Origin of the sequence: Aeromonas simiae (assembly GCF_014892695.1) — a bacterium.
In the GTDB taxonomy this organism is placed as follows: Bacteria; Pseudomonadota; Gammaproteobacteria; order Enterobacterales; family Aeromonadaceae; genus Aeromonas; species Aeromonas simiae.
Window position 1 is genome coordinate 2,208,469 of sequence record NZ_CP040449.1, and the last position, 22,305, is coordinate 2,230,773.

Sequence of the window (22,305 nt, forward strand, 5' to 3'; positions counted from 1 at the left end):
CACCGGTGGTCTGGACGCGCGCTGACGCAGGGCAAAAACACAAAAGAGAAGGGCTCCTCGTCAGGAGCCCTTCTCTTGTCACTATGCCGACGCCGGGAATTACTCCCCGTCGTACTCGACCAGGGTCAGCACCTTGACACCGGCAGCGGTGAGGCGCGCCTCGCCGCCCAGGGCCGGCAGGGAGATGACGAAGGCGGCATCATCCACCACGCCACCGGCACGGCGGATCAGCTTGATGGCGGCATCGACAGTGCCACCGGTGGCCAGCAGATCATCGACCACCAGCACCTTGTCACCGGGCACGATGGCATCGGTGTGCATTTGCAGGGTGTCCTGGCCGTATTCAAGCTCATAGGACTCCTCAATCACCTCGCGCGGCAGCTTGCCAGGCTTGCGTACCGGCACAAAACCGACGCCCATGGCACAGGCGACCGGCGCGCCGAAGATGAAGCCGCGGGCCTCAGTGCCAACCACCTTGGTGATGCCCTGATCCTGATAGTGCTTCACCAGCAGATCGATGGTGGCGCGAAACGCTTCGGCATTTTCCACCAGGCTGGTGATGTCGCGAAACATGATGCCCGGCTTCGGGTAGTCGGGAATGGTCTTGATGCTGCTTTCGAGAAACTTCAGGGTATCCGGATTCATGATTTGACCGTTATTCGTATCGCTACGGCGACAAACAAAAAGGCCTGTCATTGCAAAAATGACAGGCCAACTCCACTACATTTTGCCGCGATAGCTTAGGCACTTCACTGCTTCAATGCAACTGGCTCGACCAGAGGCAAACGATTGATGATCACCAGCAGCCCCACCATCATGACCAACAGCAGCACGCGCAGCCACACGGACGGCACCAGCAGCAGTGACACCCCAAACGAGAGCAAGATAAGCAGATTGGCGCGGCGCCGGGCGCTGCGGCGGATCCCTCGGTGGCGTTGCCAGTCGTCGATAAGCGGCCCGAATTGCGGATGAGCCAGCAGCCAGCGATGAAAGCGCGGCGAAGAGCGAGCAAACAAGGCCGCCGAGAGCAGCACGAACGGCGTGGTAGGCAGCAAGGGCACCACGATGCCGATGATGCCGGTGATGAGGCTGAGCCAGCCGAGCAGGGTCAACAGGGCGTTCATCGACAACCTCCAACGCAATGACTGCCAGCATCCTAGCAGAGATCCGGGCTGACAGCAGGCCGCCTTGCCACTACAATCTCGCCTTCGTTTTATCACCACGCCGTTCGCCATGCACATTACCCTGGCCCCCATGCAGGGGGTACTAGATCACCTGATGCGTGAGACCCTCACCGCCGTCAACGACTATGACCTCTGCATCAGCGAGTTCGTGCGGGTGGTCGATCAGCTGCTGCCCGCCAAGGTCTATCACCGCCTCTGCCCCGAGCTGAAACAGGGCGGCAAGACCCGTGCCGGCACCCCGGTACGGGTACAACTGCTGGGCCAGCACCCCGAATGGATGGCCGAAAACGCCCTGCGCGCCATCGAACTGGGCTCGCCCGGGGTCGATCTCAACTTCGGCTGCCCGGCCCCCACGGTCAACAAGAGCCAAGGCGGCGCCGTGCTGCTAAAGACCCCCGAGGCGGTGCACGCCATCGTCAAGGCGGTGCGAGACGCGGTGCCGGCCCATCTGCCGGTGAGCGCCAAGATCCGCCTCGGTTTCGAGGACAAGGCGCTGCACATGGAGAACGCCGACGCCGTCTATCAGGGCGGTGCCAACGAGCTGGCGGTGCACGCCCGCACCAAGGTTGAGGCCTATCGCCCTCCCGCCCACTGGGAATATGTCGATGCCATCCGCCGCGCCCTGCCCATTCCGGTCACCGCCAACGGCGAAATATGGAACCACGCCGACGCCATGCGCTGCCGCGCGGTGTCAGGCTGCGATCGCCTGATGGTGGGGCGTGGCGCCCTGTCGCTGCCCAACCTTGCCAACGTGATGAAGCAGGACTGCCCCCACCTGAGCTGGCCCGAGGTGCTGCGATTGATGGTGCGCTACAGCGAGCAGGACTTGGCCGGCGAGAAGGCCGACTACTACCCGAGCCGCATCAAGCAGTGGTTCTCCTACGTGGTGCGCGAGTACGCCGAGGCCGACGCGCTGTTTCGCCGCATCCGCACCATCAAGACCGCAGACGAGATCCGCGCCGCCCTCGAGCGCGAGTGCATGACGTTGGCCTGAGCTTGGCCGCCGCCCTCGCTAGGCCTATGATGAAGGCCCAGTGACAGGAGGTCAGGATGCAGGGCGTAGCGCCATTTACTCATCAGCACGACAGGGCCGATTTTCGCACCTTGCCGCAACAGCCGGATATCGAGCTGTATCGCGCCCACATCCGCTCCCACACCTTCGATCCCCACAGCCACGAGGGGTTCAGTCTCGGGGTGATTGAGCACGGCGCCGAGCGGTTTCGTTATCGCGGCAGCCAGCATTTGGCCGGCTCCGGCAGCCTGGTGCTGATGAACCCGGACGAGCTGCACACGGGCGAGTCGGCCAGCGAAGAGGGGTGGCGCTACCGCATGCTCTATCTGCCCGCCCCCCACCTCACCGCCATCAGTGGTCGGCGAGACTGGAGCTTCCCCGAGGCGGTCTGCCATGCCCCCGCCACGGCCCGCCGGCTGCAAGGGCTGCTCGATGCCCTGTGGCACTGCGACAGCAAGCTGGAGGCCGACGGCCTGCTGCTCTCGGTGTGCGAGACCCTGCTCCCCCACGGGCTGGGCCGTGCCAACCCCGATGAAGCCCCTCACCCGCTGGCGCGCGCCGTCGACTACCTGCAAGCCTGCTTCGCCCAATCGATCACGCTGGGTGAGCTGGCCGCGACGGTGAACCTGAGCCCCTATCATTTCCAGCGCAAGTTCAAGGCGCATTTTCACGTCACGCCACAGCAGATGCTGATGGCGATAAGATTGCAACGCGCCAAGGCCGCACTGGCCGGAGGAATGCCCGCCGCCGACGTGGCCGCAGCTTGCGGGCTGGCCGACCAGGCACACCTCACCCGTGCGTTTCTACGCCGCTACGGCACCACGCCGGTACGCTACCAACGCCAGGTGCTCGCCCTGCGATAAGCGCAATCTGGTTCAATACGGCGTCGCCCGCTTCGGGCTACCGTGCTCACTCCACTTCTTCATTGCTGCGAGCGTATCATGCTGCTTGGTGTCCTGTTTGCTCTGCTGGCCGGCCTGATGTGGGGGCTGATCTTCATCGCCCCCCTGCTGGTGCCGGATTATCCGCCCTCCCTGCTGGCGAGCGGCCGCTACCTCGCCTTCGGCCTCATCGTTCTGCCGCTGGCCTGGCGGGCCCGCCGCCGTCTGGCGGAACTCGGCCGCCGCGACTGGCAGGAGGCGCTGGCCCTCACCTTGGTGGGTAACCTGCTCTACTACTTCTGCCTCTCCGCGGCCATCTTGCGCATCGGCTCACCGCTTGCCGCCATGATCATCGGCACCCTGCCGGTGGTGACGGCGCTGGCCGCCAACGCCCTCTATGCGCGCCATGACGGCCGGCTCTCCCGTATCCGCCTCTATCCGGCCCTGCTGCTGATGGGGGCCGGCCTTTATCTCGTCAACCGGGCCGAGCTGGCCTGGCGGCCGCTACCGCTTGCGCAACAGGTGATGGGCATTACCCTGGCCGTGGTCGCCGTGCTGTGCTGGACCTGGTATCCCCTGCGTAACGCCCGTTGGCTGCGCTCCCACCCAGGGCGCAGCCCCGCCATCTGGGCCACCGCCCAAGGACTGGTGACCCTACCGGTGGCGCTGCTCGCCTATCTGGGCAGCCTCGGCCATCTGGCGTTGACGGCGCCGGCCTTCCCCCTACCGCTGGGGCCGACGCCGCTGCGTTTCATGCTGCTGATGGGGGCGCTAGGGCTGTTGTGCTCCTGGCTCGGCACCCTGTGCTGGAACGAGGCGAGCCAACGGCTGCCCACCGTGCTGGTGGGGCCGCTTATCGTGTTCGAGACCTTGGCGGGGCTGCTCTATGCGTTTCTCTTGCGCGAGGCGTGGCCACCGGCCAGCACCCTGCTCGGGGTGGCCAGTCTGGTGCTGGGGGTGATCTATCTGCTGGGCGGCAAGCCCGCCACGGTGAAAAGCAAAAGTGAGACCAATGCACGGCGAACTTGACGCATGTCATCTTGCCCGGCAGGCTGCCTCCCTATACTGAGTCCACTCTTTGGCAAGCTATTGGAGGCATTGTGTGTGAATTGAGCGAGCAGCAGCTGTCTGGCTGGCGACGCCGACTCGAAGCCGACTGGACACAGATCCGTCAGCAACTGATAGCTGAGCTGGAGGCGGCCCGTCTGGATGATATCGGCGTCAGTCCAGCTCAGTGTGAGGTGGAGTCGCTGGTGGCCATGGCCAGAACCGTACTTGGCCCAGGGGTAGAGGCGCCGATCGCTCGGCTGCTGCACCTGGATGCGGCCCTCTGTCAGATGGAGCTCGGCCTCTACGGCCTTTGCTCCGACTGCGAGGAGCCCCTAGACCCGATTGCGCTGGACAACGATCCCGCCATGCAGCGCTGCCCGCGCTGCGAAGCCCGTTATCGCAAGGGTGATCACACCCGCGAACTCTGACCCCCCTGCCCCCCGATAGGATGCATCGGGCGGGGCCTTTTCTCTTTCCCCACCCTCAACCACTGCGTTACAACAGACGTCCCACCAGTTCACCACGCCACCCAGTAAGCAGTGCAGGCGGCTCGACGGCGGCGCGCTCTTCGTCGCTCAGACGCCAGCTCCAGGTAAAGTACTGGTGGATGGTCTTCTTGCTGGCAATCAGCTCGGGCGGCACGCCACACGCCTTGGATTGCTCCTCCACCAGCGCCTTGATCCGCTTGAGCTCGCCCTTGTACTGGGGAAACTCCACCAGACGGCGGATGCGCTCGGGCCATGAATCCGGATCGCTGGCCTCGGCCTTGGCCACGATATCGAGCAGACGCTTACCGTGGATCTTGATCTCGATGGGCAGCAACCCCAGCTCGTTGAGATCGCGCAGCGAACTCGGACGACGCTCGGCCACCTTGTAAAGGTGCAGCTCCTTGACCACGAAGTTGACCGCCAGATCGCGGCGCACCGCCTCCTGCTGGCGCCAGGCCGCCAGCTCGCGCAAGATGGCGAGTTCACGCCGTCCCAACTGCCAGGCGTTGCCAAAATCAAGATAGGCCTGATAGGGATCGCTGATGGCGACCTTGCGCGCGCAGTGGCTGCGGCACTCCTCCTCAAACCAGGCCAGTTTGCCACTCTCAACCAGGCGAGCCATCACCTGCTGGTAGAGGGGCACCAGATAGAAGACATCGGCCGCCGCGTAATCGAGCTGACGGGCGCTCAAAGGGCGCGCCAACCAGTCGGTGCGCGCCTGATCCTTGACCAGCTCCACCCCGAGAAAATCCTTCACTAGGGCGCCAAAACCTACCGAAACCCCGTAACCGAGAAAGGCGGCGGCCAGCTGGGTATCGTGCATCAAGGCCGGCAGATGGCCGGCCTCGTGCTGAATGAGTTCAAGATCTTCGCCGGAAGCATGCAGCACGCTGAGGCGCCCCTTCGCTCCCAGCACTTGCCACAGCGGCGTCATGTCGACGGCCAGCGGGTCGATCAGCGCCAATTGGTGACCGTCGTAGATCTGAAACAGGCCGAGCTGGGGATAATAGGTGCGGGTACGCACGAACTCGGTGTCCACGGCGAGCGGACCCTCGGCCAGGGTGGAGAGGTAGGCCGCAAGATCGGCCTGATTGGAAATCAATTGGTAATGCATGGTGTTGCCTTGTGGTGGCCGGCCCCAGAAACGAAAGCGCCGTGGTGGGAACCACGGCGCACGGGAAGGCAGGGACCTTATTGCGCTTTGGCAAGCTCCTCATCGCGCAGTTCGCGGCGCAGGATCTTGCCCACATTGGTCTTGGGTAGTTCGTCGCGAAATTCTACCAGTTTCGGCACCTTATAGGCAGTCAGATGTTTGCGGCAATGGGCGATGATGTCCTCTTCGCTGAGCAAGGGATCCTTGCGCACCACAAACAGCTTTACTACCTCGCCGGAAACCTTGTGCGGCACACCAACGGCGGCGACTTCCATCACCTTCGGATGCATGGCAACCACGTCTTCAATTTCGTTCGGATAGACGTTGAAACCGGAGACCAGGATCATGTCCTTCTTACGATCGACGATCTTGAAAAAGCCCTGCTCATCACAGGTGGCGATATCGCCAGTGCAGAGCCAACCATCTTGGATCACCTCGGCGGTCGCCTCAGGACGCTGCCAGTAGCCGGCCATCACCTGCGGGCCGCGCACCTGCATCTCGCCCGGCTGGCCGAGTTCGCGCACCACATTGCCCTCGTCATCAACCAGACGGATCTCGGTCGAGCAGACCGGCAAGCCGATGGAGCCATTGTACTGCACCAGATCGTAGGGGCAGACACTCACCAGCGGCGAGCACTCGGTCAGGCCATAGCCCTCGAGCAGGGGCACCTTGGTCATCTGTTGCCACTTCTCGGCCACCGCGCGCTGCACCGCCATGCCGCCGCCTATGGTCAGCTTCAGGCGATCGAAGTTAATAGCCGCAAAGTCGGGATTGTTGCTCAAGGCGTTAAACAGGGTGTTCACCCCTGTGATACAGGTAAAGGGATACTTCTTGATCTCTTTGACAAAGCCCGGGATGTCGCGCGGATTGCTGATGAGCAGGTTATAACCGCCGATGCGCATGAACAGCAGGCAGTTCACCGTCAGGGCGAATACGTGGTAGAGCGGCAGTGCGGTCACCACGAACTCCTTGCCCTCCTGCAAGCGCGGGCCATAAACCCCGAGGCACTGCTCGACGTTGGCAAGCATGTTGCGGTGGGTCAGCATGGCGCCCTTGGAGAGCCCCGTGGTTCCCCCTGTGTATTGCAGGAAAGCGATGTCGCCACTCTTAATGGTGGGCTTGATGTATTGCAGATAGCGCCCCTTGGCGAGCGCATGACGCATGGAGCTGGCCCCAGGCAGATTGTATTTCGGCACCAGCTTCTTGACGTACTTCACCACAAAATTGACCAAGGTGCCCTTGGCCAGGCCCAGGTTATCCCCCATGCGGGTCAGGATCACGTGCTTGACCGGGGTGTCGTAGACCACCTTCTCGAGGGTGTGGGCAAAGTTAGAGACGATGACGATCGCCTTGGCGCCTGCGTCTTTGAGCTGGTGCTCCAGCTCGCGCGGGGTATAGAGGGGGTTGACGTTAACCACCGTCATACCGGCGCGCAGGATGCCGAAGACGGCGATGGGGTATTGCAGCAGGTTGGGCATCATGACCGCGACCCGGTCGCCCTTTTCCAGCTTCAACTCGTTTTGCAGGTAGGCGGCAAAGGCCCGTGACTGCTCTTCAAGGCGGCGATAGGTGATGGTCTGCCCCATATTGACGAAGGCGGGCAGGTCGGCGAACTTGGCCACCGACTCTTCGAACATCTCGACCAGAGAGCCGTACTTGTCTGGATCGATCTCGGCGGGAACGCCCTCCGGATAACGCTTGAGCCAGACTTTTTCCACGTGATTCTCCTGCATATAAAGGACCTGTGCGCTCACTGTGTTCCCTCCGTCCCTGGATCACCGGGTTATTCAATCAGCTGTTTCGAGCATGAGCTCTAAGGTTGCGATATGGTGACACAAGGCAACGCGAGTTAACAGCAAATTAACAGAGTGAGACTGGATTGAATTGATAGAATAGTGATGTAGAGCACGCATTCTAGCGAAGTCGGCAGAATTTTTCGATATGAAGTGCCGTCAGCGCAGGATCTTCCATGTGGAAATGGTGCCCGCCCGGCACCATTGCGCACTCCAGTGCCGCGATCGCCCCACCCCGTGCAGCCCATTGCTGCGCCAGCTCCGGATAGCCATGCTCGCCCCGCAGCAGCAGTACCGGCGCCGTGATGGCCGAGAGCAGCGCCAGCGCCTGCCCCTCACTCATGCGCAGCGGCGTGCGCTCACGCAGGGCCGGATCGCTGCGCCAGTACCAACGCCCTTCCCGCTCCTCCAGATTGCGCTGCACGATGAGGCGCGCCGCGTCAACCTGCATGTCACTGACCTGGCAACGGGCCGCCACCGCCTGCGCCACCTCCTCAAATCCCGGATGGCGGCGTAAAGCGGTGCGCGAGCGCCGCTCCAGCACCCGCCGGATCTGGCCTGGCACCTCATGATCGGGCTGGCTGAGCGGCCCCATCCCCTCCAGCATGATGAGCTGGGAGACCTGCTCGGGGAACACCCCGGCATAGGCCGAGCCGATGAGCGCCCCGAGGGAATGACCAAGCAGGATGAAGCGCTGCCAACCCGCGGCGCGGGTGATGCGGTAGAGATCGTCGAGCCAGTCGACAAAGACATAGGGGGTGGCCTTGTGGCTCGAGTGGCCGTGACCGGGCAGATCGAGGGCCACCAGGTGCACGCCGTTGAGGTGGGCCGCCAGCGGCCGAAAGCTCTCGGCATTGTCGAGCCAGCCGTGCAGCGCCAGCACCAGGGGCGCTTCCGGCTCGCCCCAGCTCAGGTAGGCGACGCGGCGCCCATCATCGAGCCGGATCTCCCCTGACGTCGTCATCGCGGTAACGGGAGCAGCGGTCGGCGCGGCCAGTAGGGGTCATAGAAGGGATCGTGGAAGAAGGGGTCGACATAGCGCACCTCGACCTCCTTGACCGGTGGCCAGAGCTTGCTCTTGGCGCTATCGAGCACGGCAAAGCGATAGGGGTGCTCCCCAATCTTGCCATCGACCGGCGCCGCCACCTGACCCAGCACACTCAGCGAGCGCCCCTTGGCATAGAGGGCGGGATCGACAAACCCCGGCATGATGGCGAGAAAACGGCCCGGACTCTGCTCGGTTTGCAGCGGTACACCGTTGGATTTGAGCGGCAGCACCACCACCTCGATGACGCTGCGCGCCGGCTCGTTATGCACCGCTGCGATGACCCCGCTCCAACGCGCCATGGCGCCAGGTTGGGACAGCCCCGGAGCGAACGGCACCAGGGCCGACTCGGGCTCGTAGGCCAGCTCGCGCGGCACGGTGCCGCAGGCCGAGAGCAGCCAGGCGGCAAGCCCCAGCAACAGTGTGCGGCTAGTGAACCTCATGGACAGATGAGACATATTCCCCTCCGGCTGTGAGGGGAGTCCCCCTCGGGATCACTCGCGACCCGGCAGCTTCTTCCAGGTCACCTTGTCGCGCAAGTATACGGGGCTGGCGGCCTCGACCGCTACCGCCTCCCCAGCCAGCCAGGCGGCACGCGCCAGCGGCAGCATATCTTCGGCCATCGGCAAGCAGGGGGCTGAGGCTGGCACCTGCTGTTTGGCCAACTGCAACACCGCGTCGTAGGTGACAAAACCGGTGCCTATGGTGTGCCAGCGGCCCTCCAAGCAGGTCTGCTCGGCCAGCAGAGTGGGATCAATCACGCACTCCTCTTGCTGCGGCACCATCAATCCTTCACTCAGGGTGAAGCGACCGAAATAGACTTCATTCATGCGCGCGTCGATGGCGGCCAGCACCTGCTCGGCACCATCACGGCGATAAGCCCCCTGCGCCATGGCGGCCAGGGTCGAGATGCCGATGAGCGGCTTGTCGGCGCCGAGCGCCAGCCCCTGGGCAACCCCGATCCCGATGCGTACACCGGTAAACGAGCCGGGGCCACGGCCAAAGGCGATGGCATCGAGATCGCTCAGGGCTAGCCCGGACTCATCGAGCAGGGACTGCACCATGGGCAGGATCTTGCGGGTGTGGTCGCGGGGCGCCTCTTCATAACGGGCAAACACCTGCTCGCCCACCAGCAGGGCGGCAGAGCAGGCTTCGGTGGCAGTATCGACGGCCAGGATCTTCAACACACTGTTTCCTTAAACATTGCTAGCGATCGAGGGCCCATCGCCCTCGCGGAAAAACTCACCCAGCCGCGCCAGATCCCGGGTGCGGGGAATGGCGGGCAGGCTCTTGATAAAGGTGGCGCCATAGGCGCGGTTGACCATGCGCGGATCGCAGATCACCAGCACCCCGTGATCCCCCCGATCGCGGATGAGGCGGCCCACCCCCTGCTTGAGGGCTATGACCGCCTTGGGCAGCTGCACATCGGAGAAGGGATCGCCGCCGCGCAGGCGACAATCCTCGACCCGCGCCTTGAGCAGGGGGTCATCCGGGGAGGCAAACGGCAGTTTGTCGATGATAACACACGAAAGTGCCGCCCCCCGCACGTCGATCCCCTCCCAGAAGCTGGCGGTGGCCACCAGCACGGCGCGACCATTCTCGACAAAGCGTTTGAGCAGCTGCGACTTGTTCTCCTCCCCCTGCATCAGCACGGTGCGCCCTATCTCGCGGCGCAGCACCTCGGCCACCTGGCGCATCGCCTGATGGCTGGTGCAGAGGAAGAAACAGCCGCCCGGGGTGCGGTTAATAAGCGGGATCATCATGGCGGCCAGCCGCTCACCGCGGCCGAAGGCATTGGGCTCGGGCAGAAAACGCGGCACGCACAGGCGCGCCTGTTCGCTGTAATCAAAGGGGCTGTCCAAGGTCAGCTCGGCGCTGCCGGCCAGCCCCATCTCGCCGGCAAAGTGGGCAAAGTGGCCGTCCACCGTCAGGGTGGCGGAGGTAAACACCCAGCTCACCTCGGGGCGCTGCACCTCGGCGTTGAAACGCTCGGCCACCGAGAGCGGCGTCAGGTTGAGCGAAAAGTGGAGCCGGGTGCATTCAAACCAGTAGGAGCAGCCGGTTTCATTGAGCGCGAGCAGCTCACTGAGGCGGCTTTTCACCTCACTGACCCGCTCAAAGCACTGATCGAGCCGCTCGCCACGCCCGAGCGCCAGCTTCAACACGTCATAACAGAGCGAAAGCGCATCGGTCAGACGCGCCAGCGCCTGCCCCCAGTGGCTGTTTTTCATCATGTCACGGGTATTGCCGCGCCCGCTCTCCATGCCAAAGGCCAGGCGCAGATCTTGGCTGGCGATCTGCAACCGATCCGCCGCCTTGCCGAGCTGGTTCATGTCCTGCGCCTCGCTGCGATAGGCCAGTTGGATATCCTGAGCCAACTCCTGCACGCTGCGGCTGGAGAGGGACTTACCAAAATAGCTGGTGGCAATCTCGGGCAACTGGTGCGCCTCGTCGAATACGTAGACCTGAGCCTCCGGCACCAGCTCGCCAAATCCCGTGTCTTTCACCGCTAGATCGGCGAAGAAGAGGTGATGGTTGATCACCACCACCTGCGCCTCCATGGCGCGGCGACGGGCGATCACCAAGTGGCAATCCTCGTAATAGGGGCAGTCGCGCCCGAGGCAGTTGTCGTTGGTGCTGGTGATGTGAGGCAGGATTTCGGCATTCTCCTGCAAGCCCGGAATGTCGCCCACGTCCCCGGTATTGGTGGTGCCCGACCAAGATTTCACCTTGACCAGATCGGCCAGCACCTCGGCCTTTTGCAGGTGCGACTCGCTCATCAGGTTATTAAGGCGCTCCAGGCACAGGTAGTTGCTGCGCCCCTTGAGCAGGGCCACCGGCCGGGCATAGTCGAGGGCCCCCATGATGGTCGGCAAGTCCCTGTGATAGAGCTGCTCTTGCAGGTTTTTAGAGCCAGTGCTGATGACGATGCGCTTACCCGAGTGCAGCGCCGGCACCAGATAGGCATAGGTCTTGCCAGTACCTGTGCCCGCCTCCACCAGCAGGCGGCCGTGGCTGTCGATGACACGCTCCACCGCACTGGCCATCTCCAACTGGGGGGCACGGGCGACAAAGCCATCGATATGGCGCGAGAGGGGGCCTTCGGGGGCAAACAGGGTCGAGACAGTGGTCAAGGCAGGCGTTCCGGCGAAAAAGCCGATTATACCAAAAGCACCGCTCAGACGAAGAGATCGATCTGATGTGGCGGATCCGGCGGCACCTCCCCTTCCGTCTCAACCGGCGCGGCAGGCGCGACCGTCGCCGCAGGGGGAGACGTCTGCTGCTGACGCCGATCAGGGTCCTCGCGGCTCGCCTCGATACGCGATTTTTTGTCGAGCCCGGTGACTTGACGCACCTGGCGGATCTCACCGGCCACCCCACTGCTGCCTGGTACGGCGGGCGGACGAGGCAGTATGGAATAGATCAGATCCTGATTGGCCATGGCGGTTCTCCTGCGTCCGTGCCCAACACCGACAAAACGGGTTGACCTTTAACTGGCTATCGGCTGGAAAAACGATTGCTTTATTTTTTCACCCTTTTCTCTCGCCGGGGTTGCAATTTTTAACCAGACAGGTAAGTTAAAAACCACGCCATCGGTTCGTAAAGAACGGCAACCCTATTAGTAAAGAGAGATTTACATCATGTTCAACCTGCTGAAAGCTCACCACCGTCACCATCATCCCGAATAGTCTTTCAGGAGGTTGGCTGCTGGAAGACCAATAAAGGTGACTTCCAAGCAGACCCCCACATCTGCAAACCCTCGGAAGCACCGCTTTCGAGGGTTTTTGTTTTTAAATACGAAGGAAAAAGAAGCAATGGAAACTCAACGTCTGCGTATCGCAATGCAAAAGTCCGGGCGCCTCAGCCAGGACTCCCAGGCCCTGCTCAAAAGCTGTGGCCTCAAGATCAACCTGCTCGAGCAGCGCCTGATTGCCCACGTTGAAAATATGCCCATCGATATTCTGCGAGTACGCGATGACGACATCCCGGGTCTGGTGATGGATGGCGTGGTCGATCTTGGCATCATCGGTGAGAACGTACTGGAAGAGGAGCAGCTACGTCGCCAGGCCCTCGGCCAGGCGGCCGAGGTAAAGGTATTGAAGCAGCTCGACTTCGGTAGCTGCCGACTGTCGCTCGCCGTGCCACGCGAGATGAACTACACCGGCGCCGAGTGCCTGGCCGGCAAGCGCATCGCCACCTCCTACCCCGGCCTGCTGCAACGCTTCTTTGACGAGCGAGGCCTGCCCTTCAAGAGCGTGATGCTGGGTGGCTCGGTGGAAGTGGCCCCGCGTGCCGGACTGGCTGACGCCATCTGCGATCTGGTATCGACCGGCGCCACGCTGGAGGCCAACGGCCTCAAAGAGGTCGAGGTCATCTATCGCTCCAAGGCGGCCCTGATCCAAGCGGCGCAACCGCTTGAAAGCAGCAAGCAGCAACTCATCGACAAGTTGATGCCGCGTATCCAAGGAATGCTGCAAGCGCGTGAGAGCAAGTACATCATGCTGCACGCCCCGAAAGAGCGGCTCGAAGCCATCACCTCCCTGCTGCCGGGCGCCGAGCGTCCCACCATCATGCAGTTGGCCGGTGACACCAACCAGGTGGCCCTGCACGTAGTCTCCAGCGAAACCCTGTTCTGGGAGACCATGGAGCGCCTCAAGGCCCTCGGTGCCAGCTCCATCCTGGTGCTGCCCATCGAGAAGATGATGGAGTAAGACCATGCAGACCCTCATCTGGAATACGCTCGCTCCCGAGCAACAACGCGACCTGCTGGCCCGCCCGGCGCTGGCCAATGCCGACTCACTCGAGAGCACGGTGCGCGGCATCATCAGCGAGGTGCGCAGCCGGGGTGACGCCGCCCTGCGCGAGCTCTCCGCCCGCTTCGAGCGCGCCCCGCGCGACACCCTGCGCGTAAGCGCTGCCGAATTCGACGCCGCCGAGGCTCGCCTCGGTGACGACATCAAAGCAGCCATCCGCCAGGCCATCGGCAATATTCGCGCCTTCCACGCCGCCCAGGCCCAGCCGGTGCTGCGCCTCGAAACCCAGCCCGGCGTGGTGTGCGAGCTGCGCACCCAGCCGATTGCCAGGGTCGGTCTCTACGTGCCGGGGGGCAGCGCGCCGCTCCCCTCCACCGTCATGATGCTGGCCATCCCAGCCGCCATCGCCGGCTGCCGCGAAGTGGTGCTGTGCACCCCCTCACCGGCCAGCGACGAGATCCTGTTTGCCGCCCGCGCCTGTGGCGTTGAGAAGGTGTTCGCCATCGGCGGCGCCCAGGCCATCGCCGCCATGGCCTATGGCAGCGAGAGCATTCCCAAGGTCGACAAGATCTTCGGCCCCGGCAACAGCTACGTGACCGAAGCCAAGCGCCAGGTCAGCCAGGATGTGCGCGGCGCTGCCATCGACATGCCGGCCGGCCCCTCCGAGGTGCTGGTGATCGCCGACGAGACGGCCAATCCCGCCTTCGTCGCCGCCGACCTGCTCTCCCAGGCCGAACACGGCGCCGACAGCCAGGTGGTGCTGGTGACCGACTCGCCGGCCCTGGCCGACGGTGTGCAGGACGAGCTGGCCCGCCAACTGGCGGCGCTGGATCGCCGCGACATCGCCACTGCGGCGCTCGGCGGCAGCCTGGTGTTGCTGTGCCGCGATCTGGACGAGGCGTGCGCCATCTCCAACGCCTACGCCCCCGAGCACCTCATCGTGCAGACACGCGCGCCGCGCGCCCTGCTCGATAAGCTCGAGAACGCCGGCTCCATCTTCCTCGGCCCCTGGACGCCGGAGTCAGTTGGCGATTACGCCAGCGGCACCAATCACACCCTGCCCACCTATGGCTATGCGCGCACCTGCTCGAGCCTGGGGCTCGCCGACTACCAGCGCCGCTACACGGTGCAAGAGCTAAGCGCCGAAGGGCTCAAGGGCCTGGGCCCTGTGGTCGAGCGCATCGCCGAGGCCGAAGGGCTCGGCGCCCACAAAAATGCCGTAACCCTGCGCCTCGCCGTACTGAAGTGATAAGGACAACCGCATGAGTATCAAGGATTTGGCACGGCGCGCAGTGCGCGCCCTCACCCCCTATCAGTCGGCGCGCCGCATCGGTGGCAAGGGCAACGTCTGGCTCAATGCCAACGAGGCCCCCATCGCCTACCCCTTCACCATCGATCCGGCCCGCCTCAACCGCTATCCCGAGTGCCAGCCGCCCCAGGTGATCGCCGCCTATGCCGCTTATGCCGGGGTGCAGCCGGAGCAGGTGCTGGCCAGCCGCGGCGCCGATGAGGCCATTGAGCTGGTGATCCGCACCTTCTGCGAAGCTGGGCAGGATCAGGTTCTGATCTGCCCCCCCACCTACGGCATGTACGCCATCAGCGCCGAGACCTGCGGGGTCGGCATCGTCGAGGTGCCGCTCAAGCCCTCCCGTCAGCCGGACTGGAGCGAAATTAAGAGCCGCCTTTCCGACGTGAAGGTGGTGTTTCTCTGCTCCCCCAACAACCCGACCGGGGATCTGGTGGGCCGCGACGGCCTCATCAATCTGCTTGAGGCCGCCACCGACCGCGCCCTCATCGTGGTGGACGAGGCCTACATCGAGTTCTGCCCCGAGGCGAGCGTGGTCGATCTCATCGCGCGCTATCCCAACCTGGTGGTGACCCGCACCCTTTCCAAGGCGTTCGCCCTGGCCGGGATCCGCTGTGGCTTCACTCTGGCCTCGCAGGAGGTCATCGGCATGCTGGCCAAGGTGATCGCCCCCTATCCCATCCCGGATCCGGTGGCCCAGATCGCCGCCGAGGCCCTCTCGCCAAACGGCCTGACCCTGATGCAGGAGCGGGTGGATGAGCTCAACGCCCAGAAGGCGCGCATCAAGGCCGAGTTGCAGGCCCTGCCCTGTGTCACCGAGATCTTCGAGGACAAGGGCAACTTCGTGCTGGTGCGCTTTAGCGATGGTGAGCGGGTCTTCGCCGCCATGAAGCAGGCCGGCATCATACTGCGCGATTTTTCCAGCAAGCCGGGTCTGGCCGATGCCATTCGCATCACCATCGGCTATCAGGACGAGATGGATGCAGTCCTCAACGTTTTGCGTGACATCCGGTAAGGAGACCCCATGAGCACACCCATTCTCTTCATCGACCGCGACGGCACCCTGATCGAGGAGCCGGTCAGCGACAAGCAGGTCGACCGCCTCGACAAGCTGCGCTTCGAGCCCATGGTGATCCCGGTGCTGCGCGAGCTGCAAGCCGCCGGCTACACCTTGGTGATGGTCACCAACCAAGACGGGCTGGGCACCGACAGCCTGCCCCTGGAGCACTTCCAGCCGCCCCACGATCTGATGATGCACCTGTTTGAATCTCAGGGCGTCACCTGGGAGCAGGTGCTGATCTGCCCCCACTTCCCCACCGACGGGTGCAGCTGCCGCAAGCCCCACCTCGGGCTGGTCAAGGAGTACCTCGCCTCGGGCCGCCTCGATCGCAGCAACTCGTTTGTCATCGGCGATCGCGAAACTGACCTTCAGTTGGCCGAAAACATGGGGATCGCCGGCATTCGCTACCACCCGAGCGAGTGCAACTGGCTCGCCATCCGCGATCGGCTGCTCGGTCGTGGCCGTCAGGCCGAGGTGGAGCGCAACACCAAGGAGACCCGCATTCGCATCGCGGTGGATCTCGACCAGTCCGGCGGCAACCGCATCAGCACCGGCCTGGGGTTCTTTGACCACATGCTCGATCAGATTGCCACCCACGCCGGCATCCACATGGAGGTGGCGGTCGAGGGGGATCTGCACATCGACGATCACCACACGGTCGAGGATACCGGTATCGCCCTGGGTCAAGCCCTCAAGGCGGCGCTCGGTAATAAGCGCGGCATCGGCCGTTTCGGCTTCGTGCTCGCCATGGATGAGGTGCAGGCGGTCATCGACGCCCGTCCCCTCACCGAGCAAGAGGTGAGCACGGCGCTCGACTTAAGCGGCCGCCCCTACTTCGTCTTTGACTGCCCTGCCGGCTTTGGCCGCGATCAGGTGGGCGATCTCGCCACCGAGATGGTGCCGCACTTCTTCCGCTCCCTGGCCGATGCCATGGCCATCACCTTGCAGATGAAGGTGGGCAGCGGCAACACCCACCATCAGGTGGAGGCCCTGTTCAAGGGCTTCGGCCGCGCCCTGCGCCAAGCGGTGCGGGTCGAGGGCAACGATCTCCCCTCCAGCAAGGGGGTGCTGTAAATGAAGCTGGTGATCATCGACACGGGCTGCGCCAACCTCGCCTCGGTACGCATGGCCTTCGAGCGCCTCGGCGTCACCCCGCAGGTGAGCCGCGATGCCGACGTCATCGCCGCCGCCGACAAGCTGGTACTGCCGGGGGTCGGCACCTCGGTGGCGGCCATGCGCAATCTCAACGAGCGGGGGCTGGTGCCCCTCATTCGCGCGGCCACCCAGCCGCTGCTCGGCTTTTGCCTCGGCATGCAGATGCTGGCTGAATCCTCCGAGGAGCGCATGGGGAGTGATGCCGACATCGAGTGCCTTGGCATCATTCCGGGCAAGATCCGCCTGATGCAGGTGGGCGATCTGCGCCTGCCCCACATGGGCTGGAACCAGGTGTGGCACGACGAGACCCACCCGCTACTCAAGGGGATCCCAAGCGGCAGCTACTTCTATTTCGTGCACTCCTACGCCCTCGAGGTGACCGAGGCCACCCTGGCCACCTGCGACTATGGCCAGCCGTTCACCGCCATCGCCGGGCGCGATAACTTCTTCGGCGCGCAATTTCACCCGGAGCGCTCCGGCGCCGTCGGTGCCCGCCTTTTGCAAAACTTTCTGGAGCTGTGACAAGGATGATCATTCCCGCCATTGATTTGATTAACGGTCAGGTGGTGCGCCTCTATCAGGGGGACTACGGCCAGAAGACCGAATACTCGAGCGACCCCCAGGGGCGCTTTGATGACTACGTGGCACAGGGCGCCGCCCAGCTGCACTTAGTCGATCTCGACGGCGCCAAGAACACGGCGGCGCGCCAACTGCCCCTGATCCGGGCGCTGCTGGCCCATACCGCAGCGCCGGTGCAGATCGGCGGCGGCGTGCGCAGCGAGCAGGATCTGGTTGATTTGCTCGACGCCGGCGCCAACCGGGTGGTGGTGGGCTCCACCGCCGTCAAGAGCCCGGCCATGGTAATGGGATGGATGGAGAAGTACGGCGCCGAGCGCATCGTGCTCGCGCTCGATGTCAACATCGGCCCCGACGGGGTGCGCCGCATCGCGGTGGCCGGCTGGCAGGAGCAGAGCGACACCACGATTGAGTCGCTCATCGAAACCTTCCTGCCCGCCGGGCTCAAGCACGTGCTGTGCACCGACATCAGCCGTGACGGCACCCTAGCCGGCACCAATGTAGAGCTCTACCGGGATCTCTGCGCCCGCTTCCCGCAGGTGGCCTTCCAGGCCTCCGGCGGCATCGGCTCACTCGCCGACATCGAGGCCCTCAAGGGGTCGGGCGTGGGGGGCATCATCCTCGGGCGCGCCCTGCTCGAGGGGAAATTCACCGTGGCCGAGGCAATCGCCTGCTGGGCCAGCCAGGAGGTACGCTGATGCTGGCACGCCGTATTATTCCCTGCCTCGACGTCAAAGATGGCGTGGTGGTCAAAGGGGTACAGTTTCGCAACCACGAGGTGATGGGCGATATCGTCGAGCTGGCCCGCCGCTACGCGGCCGAGGGGGCCGACGAGCTGGTCTTTTATGACATCACCGCCTCGAGCGATGCCCGGGTGGTCGACAAGAGCTGGGTCAGCCGGGTGGCCGAGGTGATCGACATCCCCTTCTGCGTCGCCGGCGGCATCAAGAGCATCGAGGATGCCCGCCAGGTGCTCGAATTTGGCGCCGACAAGGTCTCTATCAACTCGCCGGCCCTGGCCGATCCGACCCTCATCACCCGGCTGGCCGAGCGCTTCGGCGTGCAGTGTGTGGTGGTCGGCATCGACTCCTATTTCGACGCGCAAACCGGCCAATATCAGGTCAAGCAGTTCACCGGTGACGAGAGCCGCACCCGCACCACCACCTGGACCACTCCTGAGTGGGTGCAGGAGGTGCAACAACGCGGCGCCGGAGAGATAGTGCTCAACGTCATGAATCAGGACGGCATGCGCCAGGGCTATGACATCGAACAGCTCAAGGCGGTGCGCGCCCTGTGCAAGGTGCCGCTGATCGCCTCGGGCGGCGCCGGCGCCATGGAGCACTTTCGCGACGCCTTCACCCTGGCTGATGTGGACGGCGCCCTGGCCGCGTCCGTCTTTCACAAGGGGATCATCCCCATTCCCGAACTCAAGTCCTGGCTCAAGGGCCAAGGCATCGCCATTCGCAGTTAAGGAGGCGTGACATGACTATCGCTTTTGCTATCGAGAGCCTGGACTGGGCCAAGTGTGACAATCTGATCCCGGCCATCGTGCAACACGCCCACAGCGGCCAGGTGCTGATGCAGGGGTTCATGAACCAAGAAGCCCTGGCAAAGACCCTCGCCACCGGCCAGGTCACCTTCTTTAGCCGCAGCAAGCAGCGGCTCTGGACCAAGGGGGAGAGCTCGGGCCACGTGCTCGCCCTCCAGGCCATCACCACCGACTGCGACCGCGACAGCCTGCTGATCGCCGCCGAGCCGGTCGGCCCCACCTGCCATCTGGGCAACGTTTCCTGCTTCGAGGGGCACCCCGTGCCGCCGCTGGGCTTCTTGGCCGAGCTCGAGCAACTGCTGGCCGCGCGCAAGGGGGCCGACCCCGAGAGCAGCTACACCGCTCGCCTCTACGGCAAGGGCACCAAGCGCATCGCCCAGAAGGTGGGGGAAGAGGGGGTCGAGGTGGCGCTGGCCGCCATGGCCAAGGATCGGGAAGAGCTCATCAACGAGTCGGCGGATCTGCTCTATCACCTGACGGTGCTGCTGCAAAACGAGGGGCTGGCCCTGCAAGACGTGGTGCAGTGCCTCAACCAGCGCCACCAGAAATAAGAGAGATAAAACGGGCCACAAGGCCCGTTTTTTTAACCCCAAGCAAGGGCGGCTAGGGAGGCTAGGGAGGCTAGGGAGGCTAGGGAGGCTAGGGAGGCTAGGGAGGCTAGGGAGGCTAGGGAGGCTAGGGAGGCTAGGGAGGCTAGGGAGGCTATCACCACTTTGGCGCCGCAAGAAGGGTCGATTGCGAGGGAGAAAGTGCGGCGCTAGCATAAGCCCTCTGCCATGGAGGCCTCATGATCCCGCTGTTGTTGAAATCATCCCTCGGCGCCCTTGCCGTGCTGCTCATCGCCCTGCTCTCCCAAAGCCGTCACGCCATGCTGGCCGGGTTGGTGCCGCTGTTTCCCACCTTCGCCCTGATCGCCCACGCCATCGTCGGCCGTGAGCGGGGCCCGGCGCTACTACAAGGCACCGCCCTGTTCGGCTTGGCGGCCCTGCTCCCCTACGCCCTCTATCTACTGGCGGTCTGGTATCTGTCGGTGCGCACCAGCCTCACCGTTACCCTGCTCAGTGCCACTCTGATCTGGATGCTGGCCGCCGCTCTGCTCATCTGGGGCTGGGGACGACTGGCCTGAATGCGTTCACCACTGTCGCACCGTACGCCAGAGATCCCGTTATCGAGCACCAAGAGCGGCTACACTGGTGCCGAACCCCACTACCCGGAGATCTTCATGTCCCACTGGCAATCCATCTCTCCGCGCACCACTGACGTGGGCGGCATCCCGGTCGCCCGAGTGCTGCCGGTCAAGGAGCGGCGCACCATAGGCCCTTGGTGCTTTCTCGATCACATCGGCCCAGCCGAGTTTGCCCCGGGCGAACGCGGCCTCGATGTCGGCCCTCATCCCCACATCCGCTTGCAGACCTTCACCTGGATGATTGAGGGGGAGATCCTGCACAAAGACAGCCTCGGCAGTCTGCAACTGATCCGACCGGGCCAGGTCAACCTGATGAGCGCAGGGCACGGCATTGTTCACACAGAGGAGTCGGTGCCAGACACGGCGCGCCTGCACGCCGCCCAACTGTGGCTGGTGCTGCCGCCGGAGCAAGAAGAGATGGCGCCGCGCTTTGATCACTACCCGACCCTGCCGCGCTGGCAGGAGCAGGGGGCCGAGCTGACGCTGCTCATCGGCGAGCACGACGGCCACCAGGCCCCTACCCTCGCCTTCTCCCCCCTCATCGGGCTGGATATTCACGCCCCGGCCGGCGCCCGGCTGACCCTGCCCCTCAACGTTCACTTCGAGCATGGCCTGTTCCCCCTTGAGGGTAGCGTGACCATTGATGGCACCCCGCTGGCCGCCGAGCATCTGGCTTATCTGGCCCCCGAGCGACAGAGTGTCGAGGTGCAGCTCGCCCCCGGCGCCCGGCTGCTGCTCATCGGCGGCGAGCCGCTGGCCCTCGAGCCCACCATCTGGTGGAACTTTGTCAGCCGCGATCGCGCCGCCATCACCCAGGCCGATGAAGAGTGGCGCAGCGGCAGCCGCCGTTTCGGCCCGGTACCCGGCTATGACGGGCCGCGCCTTATCTCCCCGCCGCTCCCCTGGAAGTAGGGCCGCGCTGCTCCCCACAAAAAAGGGGCCCTTATGGGCCCCTTTCTCATCTGCTGGTGTCAGTAGCCGTACCGCGCCTTGCGCACCGCCTCGCCCAACTGCCACACCGCCATGGCGTAGTGGGTGCTGTGGTTGTAACGGGTAATGGCGTAGAAGTTGGGCAGGCCGTACCAGTACTGGTAGCCGCTGCCCATATCCAGGCGCAGCAGGCTCGCCTCCTTGTAGCTCCCGGTCGAGCCCTGCGGCGTGAGGCCGGCCGAGGCCAGGGTCGCCATGCTGTAGCGGGTCTGGAAGCCGTGCTCGAGCCCAGGCGCCTGGCCGCTGGCGGGCACCGCCACCGGTTGCCCCTTGCGCCAGCCATGGGCCTTGAAGTAGTTAGCCACGCTGCCGATGGCGTCCACCGGGTCCCACAGGTTGGTGTGACCGTTGTGGTTGAAATCGACCGCATAGGCCTTGAACGACGAGGGCATGAACTGGCCATAGCCCATGGCGCCGGCGTAGGAGCCACGCAGATCGAGCGGATCGACCCCTTCGTTTCTGGCCATCAGCAAGAACACCTCGAGCTCCCCTTCAAAGAAGGCCGCCCGGCGCGGATAGTCGAATGCCAAGGTGGCCAGCGCATCGAGGATGCGGGTCTTACCCATCACCCGTCCCCAGCGAGTCTCAACCCCGATGATGCCGACGATGATCTCGGGCGGCACCCCATATTCGGCATAGGCACGGTTGAGGGCATCCTCATACTGGTTCCAGAAGTCACTGCCCAGCGCGATCTGCTGCGGCGTGATGAACTGGTTGCGGTAGCGCACCCAGGCGCCGGTCGGGCCACTCGGCTGCCGGGTGGTGGGGGCCTGCCTGTCCATCAGGCGAATAACCCAATCCAGCCGCTCGGCCTGCGAGAGCACGTCATGCAACTGCTGGCGATCGAAGCCGTGCTTTTGCACCATCTTATCGATGAAGCGGTTGGCATTCTGGTTGAAAGCAAAGTCGCCGCCGAGCGTGCCCTGCACATGGGAGGGCTCAAGCAAGAAGCCCCCCTTCACCACCGCGGGTGGCTGCTGCGGCGCAGGCGGCTGCGGCTCACTGCTGCAGGCATAGAGAAAAGGGGTCAGTGAGAAGAGAAAAAGCAGGTGACGCATGGTGGACTCATAACGCTGGCAGAAGAACAGTGCATCATGGTAAAGCATTGTCGATACCGAACAAA

General features: G+C 64.0%; 24 protein-coding genes and 1 other annotated feature. Of the genes, 14 read left to right on the forward strand and 10 right to left on the reverse strand.

The features are described from left to right. Nucleotides 1–99: 99 nt before the first annotated feature. On the reverse strand, nucleotides 100–645 hold the full coding sequence (apt, locus tag FE240_RS10425; protein WP_193000756.1) for an adenine phosphoribosyltransferase: 546 nt from the start codon (nucleotides 643–645) through the stop codon (nucleotides 100–102). A gap of 104 nt (nucleotides 646–749) precedes the next feature. Then, on the reverse strand, nucleotides 750–1,124 hold the full coding sequence (locus tag FE240_RS10430; RefSeq protein WP_193000758.1) for a YbaN family protein: 375 nt from the start codon (nucleotides 1,122–1,124) through the stop codon (nucleotides 750–752). Nucleotides 1,125–1,233: 109 nt separating this feature from the next. Between FE240_RS10430 and dusC the strand changes: the two genes are divergently transcribed. The 4 genes from dusC (at nucleotide 1,234) to FE240_RS10450 (ending at nucleotide 4,555) form a co-directional block, all read left to right on the forward strand. Beyond that, nucleotides 1,234–2,178: a tRNA dihydrouridine(16) synthase DusC gene (gene dusC, locus FE240_RS10435; RefSeq protein ID WP_193004527.1), complete on the forward strand. Its 945-nt coding sequence runs from the start codon at nucleotides 1,234–1,236 to the stop codon at nucleotides 2,176–2,178. A 56-nt stretch (nucleotides 2,179–2,234) separates the two neighbouring features. Next, nucleotides 2,235–3,059 (forward strand): AraC family transcriptional regulator, encoded by an 825-nt coding sequence (locus FE240_RS10440; RefSeq protein ID WP_193000760.1) that lies wholly within the window; start codon nucleotides 2,235–2,237, stop codon nucleotides 3,057–3,059. Nucleotides 3,060–3,137: 78 nt separating this feature from the next. After that, nucleotides 3,138–4,106 (forward strand): DMT family transporter, encoded by a 969-nt coding sequence (locus FE240_RS10445; protein WP_193000762.1) that lies wholly within the window; start codon nucleotides 3,138–3,140, stop codon nucleotides 4,104–4,106. 80 nt (nucleotides 4,107–4,186) lie between these two features. After that, entirely contained in the window at nucleotides 4,187–4,555 is a 369-nt protein-coding gene (locus tag FE240_RS10450; protein ID WP_193004528.1) for a TraR/DksA family transcriptional regulator, read from the forward strand. Between the two features lie 67 nt (nucleotides 4,556–4,622). On the opposite strand, the gene rnd is transcribed toward FE240_RS10450, so the two are convergent. The 7 genes from rnd to FE240_RS10485 form a co-directional block, all read right to left on the reverse strand. Beyond that, a complete protein-coding gene (gene rnd, locus FE240_RS10455; RefSeq protein WP_042044684.1) occupies nucleotides 4,623–5,729 on the reverse strand; it encodes a ribonuclease D in 1,107 nt (368 codons plus the stop codon). A gap of 77 nt (nucleotides 5,730–5,806) precedes the next feature. Beyond that, entirely contained in the window at nucleotides 5,807–7,486 is a 1,680-nt protein-coding gene (gene fadD, locus FE240_RS10460) for a long-chain-fatty-acid--CoA ligase FadD (RefSeq protein ID WP_193000764.1), read from the reverse strand. Between the two features lie 196 nt (nucleotides 7,487–7,682). Beyond that, nucleotides 7,683–8,525 carry an alpha/beta fold hydrolase gene (locus FE240_RS10465; RefSeq protein WP_193000766.1) on the reverse strand — a complete coding sequence of 281 codons (843 nt, stop codon included), beginning with the start codon at nucleotides 8,523–8,525 and terminating at the stop codon, nucleotides 7,683–7,685. Next, complete coding sequence (locus FE240_RS10470; protein ID WP_226798787.1) at nucleotides 8,522–9,064, reverse strand: Slp family lipoprotein; 543 nt, start codon at nucleotides 9,062–9,064, stop codon at nucleotides 8,522–8,524. The genes FE240_RS10465 and FE240_RS10470 overlap by 4 nt, the downstream gene beginning before the upstream one ends. A 36-nt stretch (nucleotides 9,065–9,100) precedes the next feature. After that, nucleotides 9,101–9,790 (reverse strand): tRNA (adenosine(37)-N6)-threonylcarbamoyltransferase complex dimerization subunit type 1 TsaB, encoded by a 690-nt coding sequence (gene tsaB, locus FE240_RS10475; protein WP_193004530.1) that lies wholly within the window; start codon nucleotides 9,788–9,790, stop codon nucleotides 9,101–9,103. Nucleotides 9,791–9,802: 12 nt separating this feature from the next. Beyond that, a complete protein-coding gene (locus tag FE240_RS10480) occupies nucleotides 9,803–11,653 on the reverse strand; it encodes an ATP-dependent DNA helicase (protein ID WP_226799134.1) in 1,851 nt (616 codons plus the stop codon). Between the two features lie 131 nt (nucleotides 11,654–11,784). Beyond that, nucleotides 11,785–12,048 carry a hypothetical protein gene (locus tag FE240_RS10485; protein WP_193000770.1) on the reverse strand — a complete coding sequence of 88 codons (264 nt, stop codon included), beginning with the start codon at nucleotides 12,046–12,048 and terminating at the stop codon, nucleotides 11,785–11,787. Nucleotides 12,049–12,270: 222 nt separating this feature from the next. Beyond that, nucleotides 12,271–12,397 (forward strand) — a sequence feature (His leader region). A 24-nt stretch (nucleotides 12,398–12,421) separates the two neighbouring features. Between FE240_RS10485 and hisG the strand changes: the two genes are divergently transcribed. From hisG to FE240_RS10535, 10 genes are all read left to right on the forward strand, one after another. Further along, complete coding sequence (gene hisG / locus FE240_RS10490) at nucleotides 12,422–13,318, forward strand: ATP phosphoribosyltransferase (protein ID WP_042044675.1); 897 nt, start codon at nucleotides 12,422–12,424, stop codon at nucleotides 13,316–13,318. 4 nt (nucleotides 13,319–13,322) lie between these two features. Next, the gene (gene hisD / locus FE240_RS10495) at nucleotides 13,323–14,609 is read left to right on the forward strand and encodes a histidinol dehydrogenase (protein WP_193000772.1); all 1,287 of its coding nucleotides are present in this window, start codon (nucleotides 13,323–13,325) and stop codon (nucleotides 14,607–14,609) included. Between the two features lie 13 nt (nucleotides 14,610–14,622). Further along, complete coding sequence (gene hisC / locus FE240_RS10500) at nucleotides 14,623–15,681, forward strand: histidinol-phosphate transaminase (protein WP_193000774.1); 1,059 nt, start codon at nucleotides 14,623–14,625, stop codon at nucleotides 15,679–15,681. A 9-nt stretch (nucleotides 15,682–15,690) separates the two neighbouring features. Then, nucleotides 15,691–16,800, forward strand: a complete 1,110-nt coding sequence (gene hisB / locus FE240_RS10505; protein WP_193000776.1) for a bifunctional histidinol-phosphatase/imidazoleglycerol-phosphate dehydratase HisB — start codon at nucleotides 15,691–15,693, stop codon at nucleotides 16,798–16,800. Further along, nucleotides 16,801–17,403 (forward strand): imidazole glycerol phosphate synthase subunit HisH, encoded by a 603-nt coding sequence (gene hisH, locus FE240_RS10510; protein WP_193000778.1) that lies wholly within the window; start codon nucleotides 16,801–16,803, stop codon nucleotides 17,401–17,403. 5 nt (nucleotides 17,404–17,408) lie between these two features. After that, nucleotides 17,409–18,155 carry a 1-(5-phosphoribosyl)-5-[(5-phosphoribosylamino)methylideneamino]imidazole-4-carboxamide isomerase gene (hisA, locus tag FE240_RS10515; protein WP_193000780.1) on the forward strand — a complete coding sequence of 249 codons (747 nt, stop codon included), beginning with the start codon at nucleotides 17,409–17,411 and terminating at the stop codon, nucleotides 18,153–18,155. Beyond that, nucleotides 18,155–18,928 (forward strand): imidazole glycerol phosphate synthase subunit HisF, encoded by a 774-nt coding sequence (hisF, locus tag FE240_RS10520; RefSeq protein WP_042044667.1) that lies wholly within the window; start codon nucleotides 18,155–18,157, stop codon nucleotides 18,926–18,928. Before hisA ends, hisF begins: the two co-directional genes overlap by 1 nt. An 11-nt stretch (nucleotides 18,929–18,939) precedes the next feature. Next, the gene (gene hisIE / locus FE240_RS10525; RefSeq protein WP_042044666.1) at nucleotides 18,940–19,557 is read left to right on the forward strand and encodes a bifunctional phosphoribosyl-AMP cyclohydrolase/phosphoribosyl-ATP diphosphatase HisIE; all 618 of its coding nucleotides are present in this window, start codon (nucleotides 18,940–18,942) and stop codon (nucleotides 19,555–19,557) included. 236 nt (nucleotides 19,558–19,793) lie between these two features. Beyond that, nucleotides 19,794–20,132, forward strand: coding sequence for a GlpM family protein (locus tag FE240_RS10530; RefSeq protein ID WP_193000782.1), 339 nt, complete (start codon nucleotides 19,794–19,796; stop codon nucleotides 20,130–20,132). After that, nucleotides 20,133–21,104, forward strand: coding sequence for a pirin family protein (locus tag FE240_RS10535; RefSeq protein WP_226798788.1), 972 nt, complete (start codon nucleotides 20,133–20,135; stop codon nucleotides 21,102–21,104). A 59-nt stretch (nucleotides 21,105–21,163) separates the two neighbouring features. Here FE240_RS10535 and mltB read toward each other — a convergent pair whose 3' ends face one another. Then, nucleotides 21,164–22,240, reverse strand: a complete 1,077-nt coding sequence (gene mltB / locus FE240_RS10540; RefSeq protein ID WP_193000784.1) for a lytic murein transglycosylase B — start codon at nucleotides 22,238–22,240, stop codon at nucleotides 21,164–21,166. Nucleotides 22,241–22,305 lie beyond the last annotated feature (65 nt).